Below are 14,400 nucleotides of genomic sequence, written 5' to 3' on the forward strand. Positions count from 1 at the left end.
CGATGGCAGCCGCCCGTCGGTCCCATCGATCCCGAGCATCCCGAATGCGCCGCGGTCATCGCCGAGGTGTGGACGCTGCTCGACGGTGAATGCACCCCCGAAACCCGCGACAAGCTGCGCCATCATCTGGAGGAGTGCCCCGCCTGCCTGCGCCATTACGGCGTCGAGGAGCGGGTCAAGCAGCTGATCGCCAAGAAATGCGGCGGCGAGAGAGCGCCGGAGAGCCTGCGCGAGCGGCTGCGCATCGAGATCAGCCGCACCACCATCATCCGGCGCGGTTAGCGCCGAGGGCCACGCCCGGGCGCGCTGACGGCACCGACCAGCTAGCGCACCGACTTCGAGCCGGCGTTGGGCCGCTTACCATGGTTGGCCTTCGAGTGCTTGCGGTCACGCTTCTTACGGCCACGCTTGGCCATGGTCTACCTCCGAATGGTCTGGGGATTGCTCGGCCCGTGCTCGGCGCGGGCGCGTTCGGACCATTGTCTCATGGCCCGGCGACAACGCTGACAAGCCGGTCGTGTGGTTCGATGTAGGCCGAAACGCATACAGCAGCGAAAGAGTAATGGGGTGATGATGGCCGAGGACGTTCGCGCTGAGATCGTGGCCAGTGTGCTCGAGGTCGTGGTGAGCGAGGGCGATCAGATCGGTGAGGGGGACACCCTGGTGCTGCTGGAGTCGATGAAGATGGAGATCCCGGTGCTGGCCGAGGTGGCGGGCACCGTCAGCAAGGTCAGCGTTTCGGTTGGCGACGTCATCCAGGCCGGCGACCTCATCGCGGTGATCAGCTGATCAGCGCGTCCGTGTGAACCGCCGCCGGAAGTAGCCCCCGATGTCCACCCTCGGTGACCTGCTCGCCGAGCACACCGTGCTGCCCGGCAACGCTGTCGACCATCTGCATGCGGTGGTCGGCGAATGGCAGCTGCTGGCCGACCTGTCCTTCGCCGACTACCTGATGTGGGTGCGCCGCGACGACGGCGCCCTGGTCTGCGTGGCACAGGTGCGGCCGAACACTGCGCCCACGGTACTGCTGGCCGACGCGGTCAGCACGATGGCCGACGCCGACGCGATGCCGCTCGTCGACACTGCGTTCACGGCCGGTGAAATTGTTGTCGGAGACGGTGCGGGGCAACAGGTTTCGCCGGGACTCAATGTGGAAGCCGTGCCGGTGCGGTACAAGGACGAGGTGGTGGCGGTGCTCACGCACCAGACCGCGTTGGCCTCACGGAAGGCCAGCCCGCTGGAGTCCGCCTACCTCGACTGCGCCAGTGACCTTCTGCACATGCTCTCCGAAGGCACCTTCCCGAACGTGGGAGACATCGCGATGTCGCGCTCGAGCCCGCGCGTCGGCGACGGGTTCATCCGGCTCGACGAGGCCGGCGTGGTCACCTTCGCGAGCCCCAACGCGATCTCGGCGTATCACCGAATGGGGTTGGCCGCCGAACTCGGCGGTCACAACCTGGTCACCGTCACGCGCCCGCTCATCGGTGACCCCTTCGAGGCGCAGGAACTGGCCAACCACGTGCGCGACTCGCTGGCCGGCGGCTCGAGCATGCGGATGGAGGTCGATGCCGGGGGTGCGGCCGTGCTGATGCGCACCCTGCCGCTGGTGGTGCACGGCAAACCGGTGGGGGCGGCGGTACTGATCCGTGACGTCACAGAAGTCAAACGTCGCGACCGCGCCCTGCTGTCGAAGGACGCCACGATCCGCGAGATCCACCACCGGGTCAAGAACAACCTGCAGACCGTCGCGGCTCTGCTGCGCCTGCAGGCCCGGCGCACCAACAACGACGAAGGCCGCGAGGCGCTGATGGAGTCGGTGCGACGGGTGTCCTCGATCGCGTTGGTCCACGATGCGCTGTCGATGTCGGTGGACGAGGAGGTCAACCTCGACGAGGTGGTGGACCGGATCCTGCCGATGATGAATGATGTTGCCGCCGTTGACAGCCCGATCCGCATCCGCCGAGTCGGCGATCTCGGTGTGCTCGATGCCGACCGCGCCACCGCGCTGATCATGGTGATCACCGAGCTGGTGCAAAACGCTATCGAGCACGCCTTCGACCCCGGTGTGCAAGAGGGCAGCGTCACCATCCGGGCCGAGCGATCGGCCAGGTGGTTGGACGTCGTCGTCCACGACGACGGCCGGGGGCTACCCGACGGGTTCAGCCTGGAAAAGGCCGACCGGCTCGGTTTGCAGATCGTGCGGACGCTGGTGTCGGCCGAACTGGACGGATCGTTGGGCATGCGCGAGGGACCGACCGGCGGAACCGATGTGGTCCTGCGGGTGCCGCTGGGCCGGCAGCGGCGACTCGCGCAGTAGCAATCTTCGCAATTCGCAAATCGACTTTCGCGTCGCAAATCGGCCGTTTATGCATTTGCAGAAAGATACGGCCCCGACGAAAGTCGGGGCCGTAAATGTTTGGTTCGGGTAGTGCTCAGACTCCGCTGCGGGCCTTGGTGCGAGCATTGCGCCGCTTGAGTGCGCGACGCTCGTCCTCGCTCATCCCGCCCCAGACGCCGGCATCTTGACCGGACTCCAAAGCCCAGGTCAGGCACTCAGTGGTCACCGGGCAGCGGTTACAGACGAGCTTCGCGTCAGCGATCTGAGCGAGCGCCGGGCCGCTGTTTCCCACCGGGAAGAACAGTTCCGGATCCTCATCGCGACAGACCGCCTTGTGGCGCCAATCCATTAGATCAAACTCCTCGTCAGATACGTCACCTGTGCGCAGCACGGCGCACGGCATATTCTTCGGCTGTTTAACGCGTGCACATTGAGTGTTTCTGCAACGTTGCTTCGATGCTTTCACAGGCTGGACAGATGTCAATACTCGCGAGTTAACAAGTGCGCAATGTCACTAGCCCGGAGGCTTCGCACACCGCCCGCTCGTCTGTACTAGACTCGATCCAACTGCGCCCGAAATTCTACGCCGCAGGTCTATCAGCGCAGGTCAGAGGCCTCTAGAGGGGCAGGCGCCAACACCCCGAGCGCGTCGGGAACCGCGGTGAACATCATCGAATCACGCAATCCGACGTAGTCGCCGTCGATCTGACAGGCCACGGGCGCCTCGCTGGTCACCTGCAGCCACGGCAGATCGTCGTCGCGGACCAGATGCTTGGCGTGGATTCGGGCCTTCTTGGACAGCATCCGCCGCACCAGCATCAGGTTCGCCCACACGTTCATGCTGGTCGTGGCGAAAACGCCCAGCCCCGTCTCGAACGTCGTCATGGGGTTGGTCCACACCGGTCGGGCGTTGGCATACGTCCACGGACTGGCGTTCGACACGAAGGCGAAGTGCACGCCTGCGACCGGTTCGCGGTCGGGCAGATGCAGCGTGAGCGACGGTTCGTTGCGGGTGCTTGCCAGCACCTCGCGGATGGCGACGCGCACGTAGCGGGATGCGGTCACCGCGCGGCCCTTGGCACGCTGCGCCTCGACTGCCGCCACGACGTCGCCGTCGACGCCCATCCCGGCGGTGAACACGCCCCAGCGTTCGCCACAGTCCATCAGCCCGATGCGCCGCCACGACTTGCGTCGGCGGTACTCCGAGAGCAGGTCGATCAGCTGATTGGTCGCCTCGATCGGGTCCGGGCTGATGCCGAGCGCCCGTGCGAAGACATTGGCCGACCCGCCGGGCACCACGCCGACGGCGGGCGCGGCGGCGCCGGGTCCACCGACCTCGAGAATGCCGTTGACCACCTCGTTCACCGTGCCGTCGCCGCCGTGCACGATCAGGACGTCGACGCCGTCGCGCGCCGCCTCCCGCGCGATCTCGATGGCATGTCCGCGGTGATCGGTGTGCGCGACGGTCAGTTTCACCCGGCTCTCCAGCGCATGGGCCAACAAATCACGGCCGGCCGGGGTCGTCGACGTCGCATTCGGGTTCACGATCAGCACGGCGCGCACGGGGTCCGAGCCTACTGAACGGGTTCTGCGCACCCCTCTACGCTCGAGGGCGTGATCGTTCCATCTCCGACGACGGTGCGTCAGGCCGCTGTCCTCGTCGCCCTCGAGGGTGCGGCCGCCGTGGTCGCGGCGCTGGTCTACGTGGTGAGCGGGTTCGGCCGGGCCGAGGAGTCCGGGCTCAACAAATACGGCACCGCGCTGTGGTTCGCGATCATGGGCGCTGGTGTGCTGGCCGCGGCGTGGGCGTTGTGGACGGGCAGGCGGTGGGGGCGCGGCATCGCCGTGTTCGCCCAGTTGCTGCTCCTACCGGTCGTCTACTACATGGGGGTGGGTTCGCACCAGTGGTGGTACGCCGCGCCGATCGGCGTGGTGGCGGTGTCGACGCTGGTATTGCTGTTCAGTCCCTCGACCCTGGAATGGGTGGGGTCTCACGGCGACTCTGCGGCCAGCGCCGACAGTTCGGGGCCCGACACGCGATAGGTGATCCAGTCGCTCTGTTGTCTGCCACCGACGGCGTCGTAGAGCGCGATCGCGTTGACATTCCAGTCCAGGACAGCCCACGACAGTCGGGTGTAACCGAGCGTCGAACACTCGCGGGCCAAGGTGGCCAACAACTTTCGAGCCAGCCCACGTCTGCGAAACTGCGGGCGCACGTACAGGTCTTCGAGGTAGATCCCGCCGACACCGTCCCACGTAGAGAAGTTGATGAACCACAGCGCGCAGGCGGCGACCTGCCCGTCGACCTCGACGATATGGCCGAAAACGACGGCCGGCTCGGCGAAAAGCGCCTGGCGCATCTGGTCTTCGGTGACCGTGCACTCGTGCGCGGCATGTTCGAACTCCGCGAGTTCGTGGACCATCGCGGTCAGTTCGCGTTCGTCGCCCGGGCGCACCCTGCGGATCAGCTCGGTCACGTCGCGGCACCCAGGGCGGTGAGGATCGTGGTGAATTTCGTTGTGGTTTCCCGGAGTTCGTCGTCCGGATCCGATTCGGCGACGATGCCGCCACCCGAATACGCCTCGGCGGTTCGGCGATCCGCCGACAGCTGAGCACAGCGGATCGAGACCACCCATCGGCCGTCGCCGCGTTGGTCGCACCAGCCGACGGCGCCGGCATAGAAGCCGCGGTCGCCTTCGAGTTCGGCGATCAGATCGGCCGCGTCGGCGGTGGGCACCCCGCCGACGGCGGGTGTCGGGTGCAGTGCGATGGCTAAATCCAGTGCGGTGGTTGATCTTTCGCGGAGCGTGCCGGTGATCCGGGTGGCCAGGTGCCACACCGAGTCGGTTTTGCGAAGCGCCGGTTCGGCTGCCACCTGGAGGTCGGCGCACAGCGGTTCGAGTGCGTCGCGAATCGTGTCGACGACGAACTGGTGCTCGCGGAGGTTCTTCGCCGACGCGGCCAGCGCGGCGCCGTTCGCCTCGTCGGTGGCGGGATCGGGGGAGCGGGGCGCCGAGCCCGCGAAGGGTGCGCACACCACCTGCTCGCCGCGTCGGGCCACCAGCAGCTCCGGGCTCGCGCCCACCAGTACGCTCCCCGAGTAACCACCGCCCGCGGCGGTCAGGTCCGCGAGGTACCCGTTGGCCGCCGGATCGGCGCTGACGAGCCGGTGCAGGACGGTGCGCGCGTCCAGCGGTCCGTCGGCGGCCAGCCGAAGGGCTCGGGCGAGCACCACCTTGTGCAGTCCGCTCGACGGGCTGTTGAGCCGGTCGAGGGCGGTGGCGACCCGCGCGCGGTGCTCTTCGGGATCCGGTAGCGCCTCGGTGATCTGGACGCCGGGCATCTGACGCAGCGGCCAGTCCGGCAGCGCGTCGAGGAACTGGATGCTCTGCGGGCGGATCAGCGCCGCCGGTTTGGTCATGTCGAAAGGCAACGCCCCCACGATGATCGGGGCGCTGTGCGATGCCAGCGCGGCTCGGGCGTCGGCGATCTTCGGGAACGCGGTGTGCACTCCCTCCGCGACGACGGCGCCGCGGGAGGCCAGGACGAAGGAGGGTTCGCGAGTCACCGTGGTTTACACGGATCCTGGTGGCCGGTCAGTCCCTGCGCGATGATCTGACGCATCGCGTGCTCGAAGCCGAGGACGGCCAGGGACGCGGGCGCCATCGCGAACCGGATCCCGCTGGACACCGGCAGTTCGACCCACCGCGCGATCATCGAGCGGGAGAAGTGCGCGTGACCTACGAACACGACGTCACGCGATTGCATGTGGTGCAGCGCCAGGTCGAGCGCGGCGTCGGCGCGCTGTGTGACCGCCTCCACGCTCTCGCCGCCATCGGCGCCGTGCGTCCAAATCAGCCAGTCGGGGACGGTCTCGCGGATCTGGGGCGTCGTCAGCCCTTCGTAGCGGCCGTAGTCCCATTCCTTCAGCAGCGGCGACACCTCGCGGTGGGTCAAACCGGCCAGCTCTGCGGTCTGCACCGCACGCCGCAACGGGCTGCAGAGGACCAGCGGGTCATCCAGTTCGAGTTCGGCCAGCGCTTCGGCGGCCAGCTTGGCGCGTTCCTCGCCGGTCGCGGTCAGCTCCAGGTCGGTGTGGCTGGTGTGCCGACCGTTCTTCGACCACTCCGTCTCGCCGTGACGAAGCAGGATGAGGCGGTGCTCCAATAGGGCCACGCTCACCGATTCTGCCGCACGCTCGCTCACGGTGTCCGTCGCCATGCAACGATGGGCATCGTGACGCGAGTACTTGCGGTCGCCAATCAAAAGGGTGGGGTAGCCAAGACGACGACGGTGGCGTCGTTGGGTGCGGCGATTCAGGAGACGGGTAAGCGGGTCCTGCTCGTGGACCTCGACCCGCAGGGGTCGCTGACGTTCTCCCTGGGTCACGACCCGGACAAGCTGGCAGTGTCGATCCACGAGGTGCTGCTCGGCGAAGTCGAGCCCGATGTCGCGCTGCTGGAGACGCCCGAGGGAATGACACTGCTGCCGGCCAACATCGACCTGGCGGGCGCCGAGGCCATGCTGTTGATGCGCGCCGGGCGGGAGTATGCGCTCAAGAGAGCGCTGGCCAAGCTCGGCGTGGGGGCCGCGGCGTCGTCGTCGGGCAGGGCCGATTACGACGTGGTGATCGTGGACTGTCCGCCGTCGCTCGGCGTGCTGACGCTCAACGGCTTGACCGCCGCCGACGAGGTGATCGTGCCGCTGCAGTGCGAGACGTTGGCGCACCGCGGCGTCGGGCAGTTCCTGCGCACCATCGCCGACGTCCAGGCGATCACGAACCCCGACCTCAAACTGCTGGGCGCGTTGCCGACGCTGTACGACTCGCGCACGACCCACAGCCGCGACGTGCTGCTCGACGTCGCCGACCGCTACGACCTGGCGGTGCTGGCTCCGCCGATCCCACGCACCGTGCGGTTCGCCGAAGCCAGCGCCTCTGGCGCGTCGGTGCTGGCCAGCCGCAAGAACAAGGGTGCGGGCGCCTACCGCGAGCTGGCCACGGCGCTGCTCAAACACTGGAAGAACGGCAAGCCGATGCCGACGTTCGCCCCCGAAATCTAGCGATTTCGGTGTCCGAACAGTCGGTGAGCGACTGTTTGAGCACCCAAATCACGGCTCAGGCTCAGCCGAGCGCCACCACCTCGTCGCCGCGCTGCTCGAGCACCATCGAGCCGGCCACCGCGGGCACCACCGGCGCCGCGCTCGGCGGTCGGGTCAGCGGGATGTGGCGTTCGCCCCGCCCGGTCGCGGGGTCGAACACGTCGTAGCCGTCCGTGACCGGGACCAGCAGCCGCCCCGCCATGATCGTGCCCGGCCCGAGCGGCTTGTTGCGGCCCTCGGGCGTGACGGTGTAGCGGTAGTCGAATCCGTTGGCGGAGAACACCATTACGCTGTCGCCGGTCCACCAGGTGATCAGGTCGCCAGCCCGCGACATGGTGGCCTGCGGCGACGGCAGGCCCGCGACGCCGGTATTTGCGATCGTCGCGCCCGTCTCGTCGACGATGTTGACCACAGGTTTGGGCGTGGGCACGTAGACCGCGGTCATCGTGTCGACGACAGCCACCACCCGCGCACCCGAATCGGGCGCGACGCCATCTTGCGGCACATACCGCAACTCCGGGGTGTCCTCCTCGTCGGAGGGCCGCAACAGCGTCAGCCGCAGATCGGGCTGGCGCGGGCAGGCCTCGAGCACCGACACCGCGCTCGAACTCGCCTGCGCGGACACCAACCGGCACAGCGGCTGCGAGGGGACATCCGGCTTGATGCGGGCGTCCAGGGCGCCGTAGCTGAGCATCCGGACCATGTCGGAACGCCACAACTCCAACCGGTTCTCACCGGCCGAGAGCACCGCGGTGCCGTCCGACGACAGGTTCAACGAGGGGTCGGCGTAGGACGAGCGCGCCGGACCGCGCATCCCGGTCTTGGCGTCGATGGTGCTGACCTGACCGCAGCCGCGGGTGTCGGGGTAGACGGCGACCGCGTACTGGTAGACGTAGCTGACCCCGCACAGGTCGAGGTCACGCTCATAACTCCACAACGGGGTGCCCGTCGCGGGGTCGCGACCCTCCACGGTACGGCCGTTGCCGGTCACCACGGCACCGCCGACGACCAGCGGGATCGTGGTGGCTCCGCTGGGCGCGCTCCACACCTGCCGTAGCGACTGCGGAACCGCCTTGGCGGGCGTCAGGGCCGGAACGGGGTCGGCCGCGGGCCTGCTGATCGTCGCCCGGGCGTCGCTGGTCCACCACACCAACCCCGCCGTCACCGCGACAACGACGCCGATCGCCAACGCCACCATCACATCGGTGCGGGTGCGGCGTTCGGGCTTGACCATCGCGTGGAAAGGCGCGGGCTAGCCGGTGCTGGCCGCGGCCTTGCGCGGCCGACGGCGGCGCCTGCGCTTGGCCGGCGCCTTCTCGCCGGACGCCTCGCCCGTCTCACCGGAATCCTGATCCGACGACGTCGCCGACGACTCCGGGTGTCCGGTGACCGGCTTGCCGCCGCGGGTGCGGCGGCGGTTGCGGTTGCGGTTGCGGGCGGGCCGGTCGTCCGACTTCTCCGCGGGGGCGCGCCTGCTGCTCTGCACCTTCACGGGCTCGCCGACGGTGCCGGTGGCATCGGCGGGGATGCCCAGCTCGCTGTAGAGGTGCGGCGAGCTGGAATACGTCTCGGCGGGATCGGGGCAGCCGAGGTTGAGCGCCTTGTCGATCATCGTCCAGCGCGCCAGCTCGTCCCAGTCGACGAGGGTCACCGCGACGCCGGTCTTACCGGCCCGGCCGGTACGGCCGATGCGGTGCACGTAGGCCTGCTCGTCCTCGGGAATTTGGTAGTTGATCACGTGGGTGACGTCGTCGATGTCGATGCCGCGCGCGGCGACGTCGGTGGCGACCAGCACATCGATGTCGCCGGTGCGGAAGGCCTTGAGCGCCTTCTCGCGCGCGCCCTGCCCGAGGTCACCGTGCACGGCGCCGACCTTGAACCCCCGCTCGGCGAGTTCGTCGGACACCTTCTGCGCGGTGCGCTTGGTGCGGGTGAAGATCATCGTCGCGCCGCGACCCTCGGCCTGCAGGATGCGGGCGACCATCTCCACCTTGTCCAGGGCATGCGCGCGGTAAGCGAACTGCTCGGTGGTGTCGTGGGTGGCCGCCGAATGCGGGGCCTCGGCGCGGATGTGCGTCGGCTGGTTCATGAAGGTCCGCGCCAGCGTGATGATGGGGTCCGGCATCGTCGCCGAGAACAGCATCGACTGCCTGCTGTCCGGTATCTGGCGCAGGATCCGCTCGATGTCGGGCAGGAAGCCCAGATCGAGCATCTCGTCGGCCTCGTCGAGCACCAGCATGGACAGTCCGCCCAGCTTCAGGTGCCCCTGCTGGGCCAGGTCGAGCAGTCGGCCTGGCGTGCCGACCACCACGTCGACACCCTTTTCGAGGGCCTCGATCTGCCCCTCGTAGGGCCGACCACCGTAGATCGACGTGACGGACAGCTTGCGGTCACCGACGGTGAGGTATTTCGCGGCGGCCGCCAGGTCGCCGTACACCTGCAGGCACAGTTCGCGGGTGGGCACGACCACCAGCGCCCGCGGAACGCCCGTGAGCGGCCGGTCGGGGTCGGTGGTGATCCGCTGAAGTAGCGGCACACCGAACGCCAGCGTCTTGCCCATGCCGGTGCGGGCCTGGCCGATCAGGTCGTCGCCGGCCAGTGCCATCGGCATGGTCAGCTCTTGGATTGCGAAGGGATGCTGTTTGCCGTCCTCGGCGAGGGCGCGGACGATTTCGTCGCGAACTCCCAGTTCAGCAAAGGTTGGGTTGAGATGCGTCATACGCGAAAACGAGGCCTTTCAATTGTCGTCCTCATGGCTTCCACGCGCGCACGAGTTCGACGAAAGATGGCCTGTGAAGACCAAGGCCCTGCACTGAGGTAGGCGGACCGACTGCGTGCACGCACATTTCTTTGGGTCGCGGCGGGCTCTGCGAATGCTTTGCAGGAGCCTTGAAACTGCCACCGCCCGGACCCATCATACCTGGCGGTGCTCGCCCGACGAGCCACCCGCAGTCGGCGTTTATTGTTGGGCCCATGAACACGACGCCTCCGGCACCCGGGCCAACCGACTCGGCGACCTCAGGCGTGTCGGCCGACCATCCCGGCGTCAACGAACTTTTCGCGCTGTTGGCCTATGGCGAGGTGGCGGCGTTCTACCGCCTGACCGAGGAAGCGCGCATGGCCCCGAACCTTCGCGGGCGCATCAACATGGCGAGCATGGCAGCCGCCGAGATGAACCACTACGAGGTGCTGCGCGACGCCCTCGAGCGCCGCGGGGTCGACGTCGTGCCCGCGATGACGAAATTCGCGTCGGCCCTTGAGAACTACCACCGGCTGACCACCCCGAGCACCTGGCTCGAGGCACTGGTCAAGACCTATGTCGGCGACGCGCTGGCGGCCGACTTCTACCTCGAGATCGCCCACGCCCTGCCCGACGAAGTCGCCGACGTCGTGCGTGCGGTGCTGTCGGAGACCGGCCACTCCCAGTTCGTCGTCGCAGAGGTGCGCGCGGCGGTGACGGCCAGCGACAGGCAGCGCCACCGGCTCGCGCTGTGGTCGCGCCGGCTCCTCGGGGAGGCCATCACCCAGGCGCAGTTCGTCATGGCCGACCACGATGAGCTCGTCGACCTGGTGCTGGCCAGCGGCGAAGGCCTCACGCAGATGACCGAGTTCTTCGACCGGCTCCAGCGCACACACGCGTCGCGGATGGAGGAGCTCGGTCTCGCCTGACCTATTGGGTGCAGGTGGCGATCATCGAGTTGTTGTTCTGCGCGGCGATCAACGTGCCGGCGGCGTCGAGGATGCTGCAGTTCAGCTGACCGCCGACGCTGGTCGCCGTGACCGATTTCAGCTCCACGCCGGGGTCGAGGACCACCTGCTTGACCCAGGGCAGCGCGACGTTGACATCGGTCCGCAGGGCGCCCTGACCGTCGGTGTAGATGACGGTGACCAGGTCGAGCAGCTGGCGGTTGCCCGTCACCCGGTAGGTCACGGTGCGTGGTGACGGCGGCGCGGGCGGCGGAACGGCCGCCTGGGCTGTCGTGCTCGGCGCGGGGGGTGCCGTCGTCTCGGCGCTCGGGGTGACCGTCGTGACCGTCTCCGGCGGCAGCGAGGGAACGACGGGCGCACCCGTTCCCGCGCGCGGCGCGGTGGTGGCCGGGGCGCTCGACGGCACCGGCGCTTCCGACGTCGCGGTGGCCGACACCGAACCGCTGTCGCCGCCACCGAGGATGATGCCGGTGGTCCCGATCGCGATGAACAGGATCACCCCGGCGATACCGGCGACCCACATCCAGCGCCGGTCGATGCTCTCCTCGTCGTAGGGCTGCTCGTAGTCGTCGTAGTCCTCGAACTCGGCAGAACCGGGGTACTCGTAGTCGAAGTCCTCGGTCGGCGGCTCGGGATAGTCGGAGTAGCCAGAGGGGCTGGGAATCCGCTCCGTCGGGGTCAGCGAATACGGTGAGTGCGCGGTGTAAGACCTGTTCATGTGGGTTTTCCCGGTGTCGTCTCGAGCGTAGAAGATCGTGCCGCGCCTGATGCTATCGAGGCGGAAGTGACGGGTGAGGTTCACCGGCTGGTGTGTTGGTTACGGTCCGGACTCGGTTCGGTCGCCGTAGATCTCGGCGCTACGCCCACCGCGAACCCACCGGCGCGGTGCGGCCGTCCGGTGGGTCGTCCACTAGCCTTGGCTCAAGTTCTTCGCAAAGACGAAAGGGGCCCACGGCGTGGAGGTCAAGATCGGTGTCACGGACAGCCCGCGCGAGCTGAGCTTCAACAGCGCGCAAACACCCAGCGAGGTCGAGCAGTTGTTCACCGAGGCGCTGGCCAAGGATTCGGGTGTGCTGGCCCTGACCGACGAGAAGGGCCGGCGCTTCCTCGTGCAGACGTCCAAGATCGCCTACGTGGAGATCGGCGCGGCCGATGTCCGACGCGTCGGCTTCGGGGTCGGGATCGGATCTAAGACCGGGTAAGCGGCACGTGTGACAGTCCGCCCCAAGCGAACTGGACCGTGCCCTCGACCGCGTCGTCCTTGGAGATCGGCCGGTCGTTGTTGAGCCAGTAGCGCGCCGAGTCGACGCTGATGGCGACCAGACCGACCGCGATCATCCTGGCGCGGTGTGCCTCCAGCCCGGAATCGCGGCTGATCAGGTCGAACACCGCGTCGGTGCACGCCTCGGTGGCCACCTTCACCTGCGCGGCGACCTGCGGTTCGTTGACGTAGTCGTTCTCGAAGATCAACCGGTAGCCCTGGCCGTCATGCTCGATGAAGTCGAAAAACGCCTGGACCGCGGCGCGCAGCCGCTGCCGGTTGTCGGTGGTCGTGCGCAACGCCTGGCGCACGCCGGAGACGAGGTTCTCCACATGCTTGGCCAGCACCGCCAGGTAGAGCTCCAACTTGGACGAGAAATGTTGGTAGAGAACAGGTTTGCTGACTCCGGCGCGTTCGGCGATCTCGTCCATGCCCGCCGCGTGGTAGCCGCGGTCGACGAAAACCTCGCTGGCAGCGACCAGTAGCTGCCCTCGGCGCTCATCGCGCGGCAGTCTGCCGCCGCGCCGATTCAACACTTCGCCGCCCGGCTGCGCGCCTCTCCTCGCGGCGGTGTTGGCGAGATCGCTCATCACATCCTTCGTCTGCGTCCGTGGGCACCGGTTATCGCAATGACCTTACTACCGTTGATAAAGCATGCAGGTGAGGCGCGGATCACAGCGCGCGGGGCGGTCGATGGCGCGCCGAAAGTAAGAGGACCTCGGCCTGTGTCATCCTGTTGCGGTGACCTACGACTCCCGTTCGCGAGGAGCACCGATGGGTCCCGAACACGGCGGGGGTGTTCGCGTGCCCGCGCTGCGCAACGAATGGCGTGAGCCGTTGCGCGCCCAACGCGATCCCCTCGCGGAGAGCTCGGGGCGGGTCAGGTCCAATCGCGACGAGCACCGCGGCTTCCGCAAACAGTCGTGGCTCGGACGCTTCGTCTCCACCTACGGCTGGCGCGCCTACGCGTTGCCGGTTCTGATCGTGTTGACCGGAGTCGTCGTCTACCAGACCATAACCGGCACCGGCGCCCCCGCGCCGAAACAGGCCGAGGGCCCGGTGCAGGGCCCGCCGACCATCGGCGTGGCCAGCACGGCGATCATCGGCGCGCCCCCCAAGGGGTTGACCGAGTTCGACGCGAACCTGCCGACCGGGATCCTTCCCCAGGGCGGCCCGTTCACCGAGGCCGGCGCCAAGACGTGGCACGTCGTGCCGGGGGCCACCTCGCAGGTCGGCCAGGGCACCGCGAAGGTGTTCACCTACACCGTCGAGGTCGAGGACGGTATCGACACCGCGACGTTCGGCGGCGACGAGGCATTCGCCCGCATGGTCACCGAGACGCTGGCCAACCCCAAGAGCTGGACCCACAACCCGCAGTTCGCCTTCACCCGTATCGACGGGACATCGGGCATCGAGCCGGACTTCCGGGTGTCGCTGAGCACGCCGATGACCGTGCGCGAGGGCTGCGGCTACGACATCCAGCTGGAGGCGTCCTGCTACAACCCGGCCTACCGTGACGGCCAGCCGCGCGTGTTCATCAACGAGGCGCGCTGGGTGCGCGGTGCGGTTCCGTTCCAGGGTGACGTCGGCTCGTATCGGCAGTACCTGATCAACCACGAGGTCGGCCACGCGATCGGTTACCAACGGCATGAGCCGTGCGGGGGCAACGACCAACTGGCGCCCGTCATGATGCAGCAGACCTTTTCGACCAACAACAACGACGCGGCGCGCTTCGACCCGCAGTCGGTTCAGCCCGACAACCACACCTGCAAACCGAACCCCTGGCCGTACCCGATCGCCTGAGTTCCTTCCTTAATTCCGCGAGCGGCCGTGTTTGTGCGGCAACACGCCGTGCCTGGACGTACCAGAGCGGTCGCTCGTACACGCCGACCGACCGCCGCGCCTGCGGGAAGCGATCGTCGCTCGTTGCTGTTGAATGTCCTAACTGCTGTGATGGTCATAGACGTTGAATCAGGTGGATCAAGGAGAAACA

General features: G+C 67.8%; 18 protein-coding genes. 8 read left to right on the forward strand and 10 right to left on the reverse strand.

The window, feature by feature from the left end; all coding sequences use genetic code 11:
- Positions 1-24: 24 nt before the first annotated feature.
- Positions 25-282 (forward strand): mycothiol system anti-sigma-R factor, encoded by a 258-nt coding sequence (gene rsrA / locus AU197_RS02565; RefSeq protein WP_231744556.1) that lies wholly within the window; start codon positions 25-27, stop codon positions 280-282.
- 41 nt (positions 283-323) lie between these two features.
- Here rsrA and AU197_RS26860 read toward each other — a convergent pair whose 3' ends face one another.
- Complete coding sequence (locus AU197_RS26860; RefSeq protein ID WP_003882799.1) at positions 324-416, reverse strand: 50S ribosomal protein bL37; 93 nt, start codon at positions 414-416, stop codon at positions 324-326.
- A gap of 157 nt (positions 417-573) precedes the next feature.
- On the opposite strand from AU197_RS26860, the gene AU197_RS02570 reads away from it, so the two are divergent.
- The gene (locus tag AU197_RS02570; RefSeq protein WP_043414713.1) at positions 574-789 is read left to right on the forward strand and encodes a biotin/lipoyl-binding carrier protein; all 216 of its coding nucleotides are present in this window, start codon (positions 574-576) and stop codon (positions 787-789) included.
- A 40-nt stretch (positions 790-829) separates the two neighbouring features.
- Positions 830-2,317: a sensor histidine kinase gene (locus AU197_RS02575; protein WP_064400780.1), complete on the forward strand. Its 1,488-nt coding sequence runs from the start codon at positions 830-832 to the stop codon at positions 2,315-2,317.
- A gap of 115 nt (positions 2,318-2,432) precedes the next feature.
- On the opposite strand, the gene whiB1 is transcribed toward AU197_RS02575, so the two are convergent.
- Positions 2,433-2,687, reverse strand: coding sequence for a transcriptional regulator WhiB1 (gene whiB1, locus AU197_RS02580; protein ID WP_014208822.1), 255 nt, complete (start codon positions 2,685-2,687; stop codon positions 2,433-2,435).
- 248 nt (positions 2,688-2,935) lie between these two features.
- Entirely contained in the window at positions 2,936-3,901 is a 966-nt protein-coding gene (locus AU197_RS02585) for a diacylglycerol/lipid kinase family protein (RefSeq protein ID WP_064400781.1), read from the reverse strand.
- 51 nt (positions 3,902-3,952) lie between these two features.
- On the opposite strand from AU197_RS02585, the gene AU197_RS02590 reads away from it, so the two are divergent.
- Positions 3,953-4,381: a hypothetical protein gene (locus AU197_RS02590; protein ID WP_064400782.1), complete on the forward strand. Its 429-nt coding sequence runs from the start codon at positions 3,953-3,955 to the stop codon at positions 4,379-4,381.
- Here AU197_RS02590 and AU197_RS02595 read toward each other — a convergent pair.
- The 3 genes from AU197_RS02595 to AU197_RS02605 are packed head-to-tail and all read right to left on the reverse strand — an operon-like array spanning position 4,330 to position 6,559.
- The gene (locus tag AU197_RS02595) at positions 4,330-4,815 is read right to left on the reverse strand and encodes a GNAT family N-acetyltransferase (protein ID WP_064400783.1); all 486 of its coding nucleotides are present in this window, start codon (positions 4,813-4,815) and stop codon (positions 4,330-4,332) included. The genes AU197_RS02590 and AU197_RS02595 overlap by 52 nt on opposite strands.
- Positions 4,812-5,906: an isochorismate synthase gene (locus AU197_RS02600; protein ID WP_064400784.1), complete on the reverse strand. Its 1,095-nt coding sequence runs from the start codon at positions 5,904-5,906 to the stop codon at positions 4,812-4,814. The genes AU197_RS02595 and AU197_RS02600 overlap by 4 nt, the downstream gene beginning before the upstream one ends.
- Positions 5,903-6,559, reverse strand: coding sequence for an acid phosphatase (locus AU197_RS02605; RefSeq protein ID WP_502687846.1), 657 nt, complete (start codon positions 6,557-6,559; stop codon positions 5,903-5,905). The genes AU197_RS02600 and AU197_RS02605 overlap by 4 nt, the downstream gene beginning before the upstream one ends.
- A gap of 6 nt (positions 6,560-6,565) precedes the next feature.
- On the opposite strand from AU197_RS02605, the gene AU197_RS02610 reads away from it, so the two are divergent.
- Complete coding sequence (locus AU197_RS02610) at positions 6,566-7,399, forward strand: ParA family protein (RefSeq protein WP_064400785.1); 834 nt, start codon at positions 6,566-6,568, stop codon at positions 7,397-7,399.
- A 61-nt stretch (positions 7,400-7,460) separates the two neighbouring features.
- Here AU197_RS02610 and AU197_RS02615 read toward each other — a convergent pair whose 3' ends face one another.
- Both AU197_RS02615 and AU197_RS02620 read right to left on the reverse strand, forming a co-directional pair.
- Entirely contained in the window at positions 7,461-8,672 is a 1,212-nt protein-coding gene (locus tag AU197_RS02615) for an Rv3212 family protein (protein ID WP_064400786.1), read from the reverse strand.
- Positions 8,673-8,690: 18 nt separating this feature from the next.
- On the reverse strand, positions 8,691-10,157 hold the full coding sequence (locus tag AU197_RS02620; protein WP_064400787.1) for a DEAD/DEAH box helicase: 1,467 nt from the start codon (positions 10,155-10,157) through the stop codon (positions 8,691-8,693).
- A gap of 254 nt (positions 10,158-10,411) precedes the next feature.
- On the opposite strand from AU197_RS02620, the gene AU197_RS02625 reads away from it, so the two are divergent.
- Positions 10,412-11,107: a ferritin-like fold-containing protein gene (locus AU197_RS02625; RefSeq protein WP_064400788.1), complete on the forward strand. Its 696-nt coding sequence runs from the start codon at positions 10,412-10,414 to the stop codon at positions 11,105-11,107.
- 1 nt (position 11,108) lies between these two features.
- Here the strand turns inward: AU197_RS02625 and AU197_RS02630 are convergent, their stop codons facing one another.
- Positions 11,109-11,864, reverse strand: coding sequence for a hypothetical protein (locus AU197_RS02630; protein ID WP_064400922.1), 756 nt, complete (start codon positions 11,862-11,864; stop codon positions 11,109-11,111).
- Between the two features lie 238 nt (positions 11,865-12,102).
- Here AU197_RS02630 and AU197_RS02635 point away from each other — a divergent pair, with 238 nt between their 5' ends.
- Entirely contained in the window at positions 12,103-12,348 is a 246-nt protein-coding gene (locus AU197_RS02635; RefSeq protein WP_064394334.1) for a DUF3107 domain-containing protein, read from the forward strand.
- Here AU197_RS02635 and fasR read toward each other — a convergent pair.
- Positions 12,335-12,997 carry an HTH-type transcriptional activator FasR gene (gene fasR / locus AU197_RS02640; RefSeq protein WP_064394435.1) on the reverse strand — a complete coding sequence of 221 codons (663 nt, stop codon included), beginning with the start codon at positions 12,995-12,997 and terminating at the stop codon, positions 12,335-12,337. The genes AU197_RS02635 and fasR overlap by 14 nt on opposite strands.
- A 184-nt stretch (positions 12,998-13,181) precedes the next feature.
- On the opposite strand from fasR, the gene AU197_RS02645 reads away from it, so the two are divergent.
- Complete coding sequence (locus tag AU197_RS02645) at positions 13,182-14,210, forward strand: DUF3152 domain-containing protein (protein WP_064400789.1); 1,029 nt, start codon at positions 13,182-13,184, stop codon at positions 14,208-14,210.
- Positions 14,211-14,400: the final 190 nt, after the last annotated feature.

It is taken from the genome of Mycobacterium sp. IS-1590 (assembly GCF_001500025.1).
In the GTDB taxonomy this organism is placed as follows: Bacteria; Actinomycetota; Actinomycetes; order Mycobacteriales; family Mycobacteriaceae; genus Mycobacterium.

Bases quoted from the DNA above. Each gene is read 5' to 3' on its own strand.
- AU197_RS02575 (WP_064400780.1), top strand. From the start codon at position 830: ATGTCCACCCTCGGTGACCTGCTCGCCGAGCACACCGTGCTGCCCGGC.
- AU197_RS26860 (WP_003882799.1), bottom strand. From the start codon at position 416: ATGGCCAAGCGTGGCCGTAAGAAGCGTGACCGCAAGCACTCGAAGGCC.
- AU197_RS02630 (WP_064400922.1), bottom strand. From the start codon at position 11,864: ATGAACAGGTCTTACACCGCGCACTCACCGTATTCGCTGACCCCGACG.
- AU197_RS02620 (WP_064400787.1), bottom strand. From the start codon at position 10,157: ATGACGCATCTCAACCCAACCTTTGCTGAACTGGGAGTTCGCGACGAA.
- AU197_RS02615 (WP_064400786.1), bottom strand. From the start codon at position 8,672: ATGGTCAAGCCCGAACGCCGCACCCGCACCGATGTGATGGTGGCGTTG.
- AU197_RS02605 (WP_502687846.1), bottom strand. From the start codon at position 6,559: ATGGCGACGGACACCGTGAGCGAGCGTGCGGCAGAATCGGTGAGCGTG.
- AU197_RS02610 (WP_064400785.1), top strand. From the start codon at position 6,566: ATGGGCATCGTGACGCGAGTACTTGCGGTCGCCAATCAAAAGGGTGGG.
- AU197_RS02625 (WP_064400788.1), top strand. From the start codon at position 10,412: ATGAACACGACGCCTCCGGCACCCGGGCCAACCGACTCGGCGACCTCA.
- fasR (WP_064394435.1), bottom strand. From the start codon at position 12,997: ATGAGCGATCTCGCCAACACCGCCGCGAGGAGAGGCGCGCAGCCGGGC.
- AU197_RS02645 (WP_064400789.1), top strand. From the start codon at position 13,182: ATGGGTCCCGAACACGGCGGGGGTGTTCGCGTGCCCGCGCTGCGCAAC.
- AU197_RS02570 (WP_043414713.1), top strand. From the start codon at position 574: ATGGCCGAGGACGTTCGCGCTGAGATCGTGGCCAGTGTGCTCGAGGTC.
- whiB1 (WP_014208822.1), bottom strand. From the start codon at position 2,687: ATGGATTGGCGCCACAAGGCGGTCTGTCGCGATGAGGATCCGGAACTG.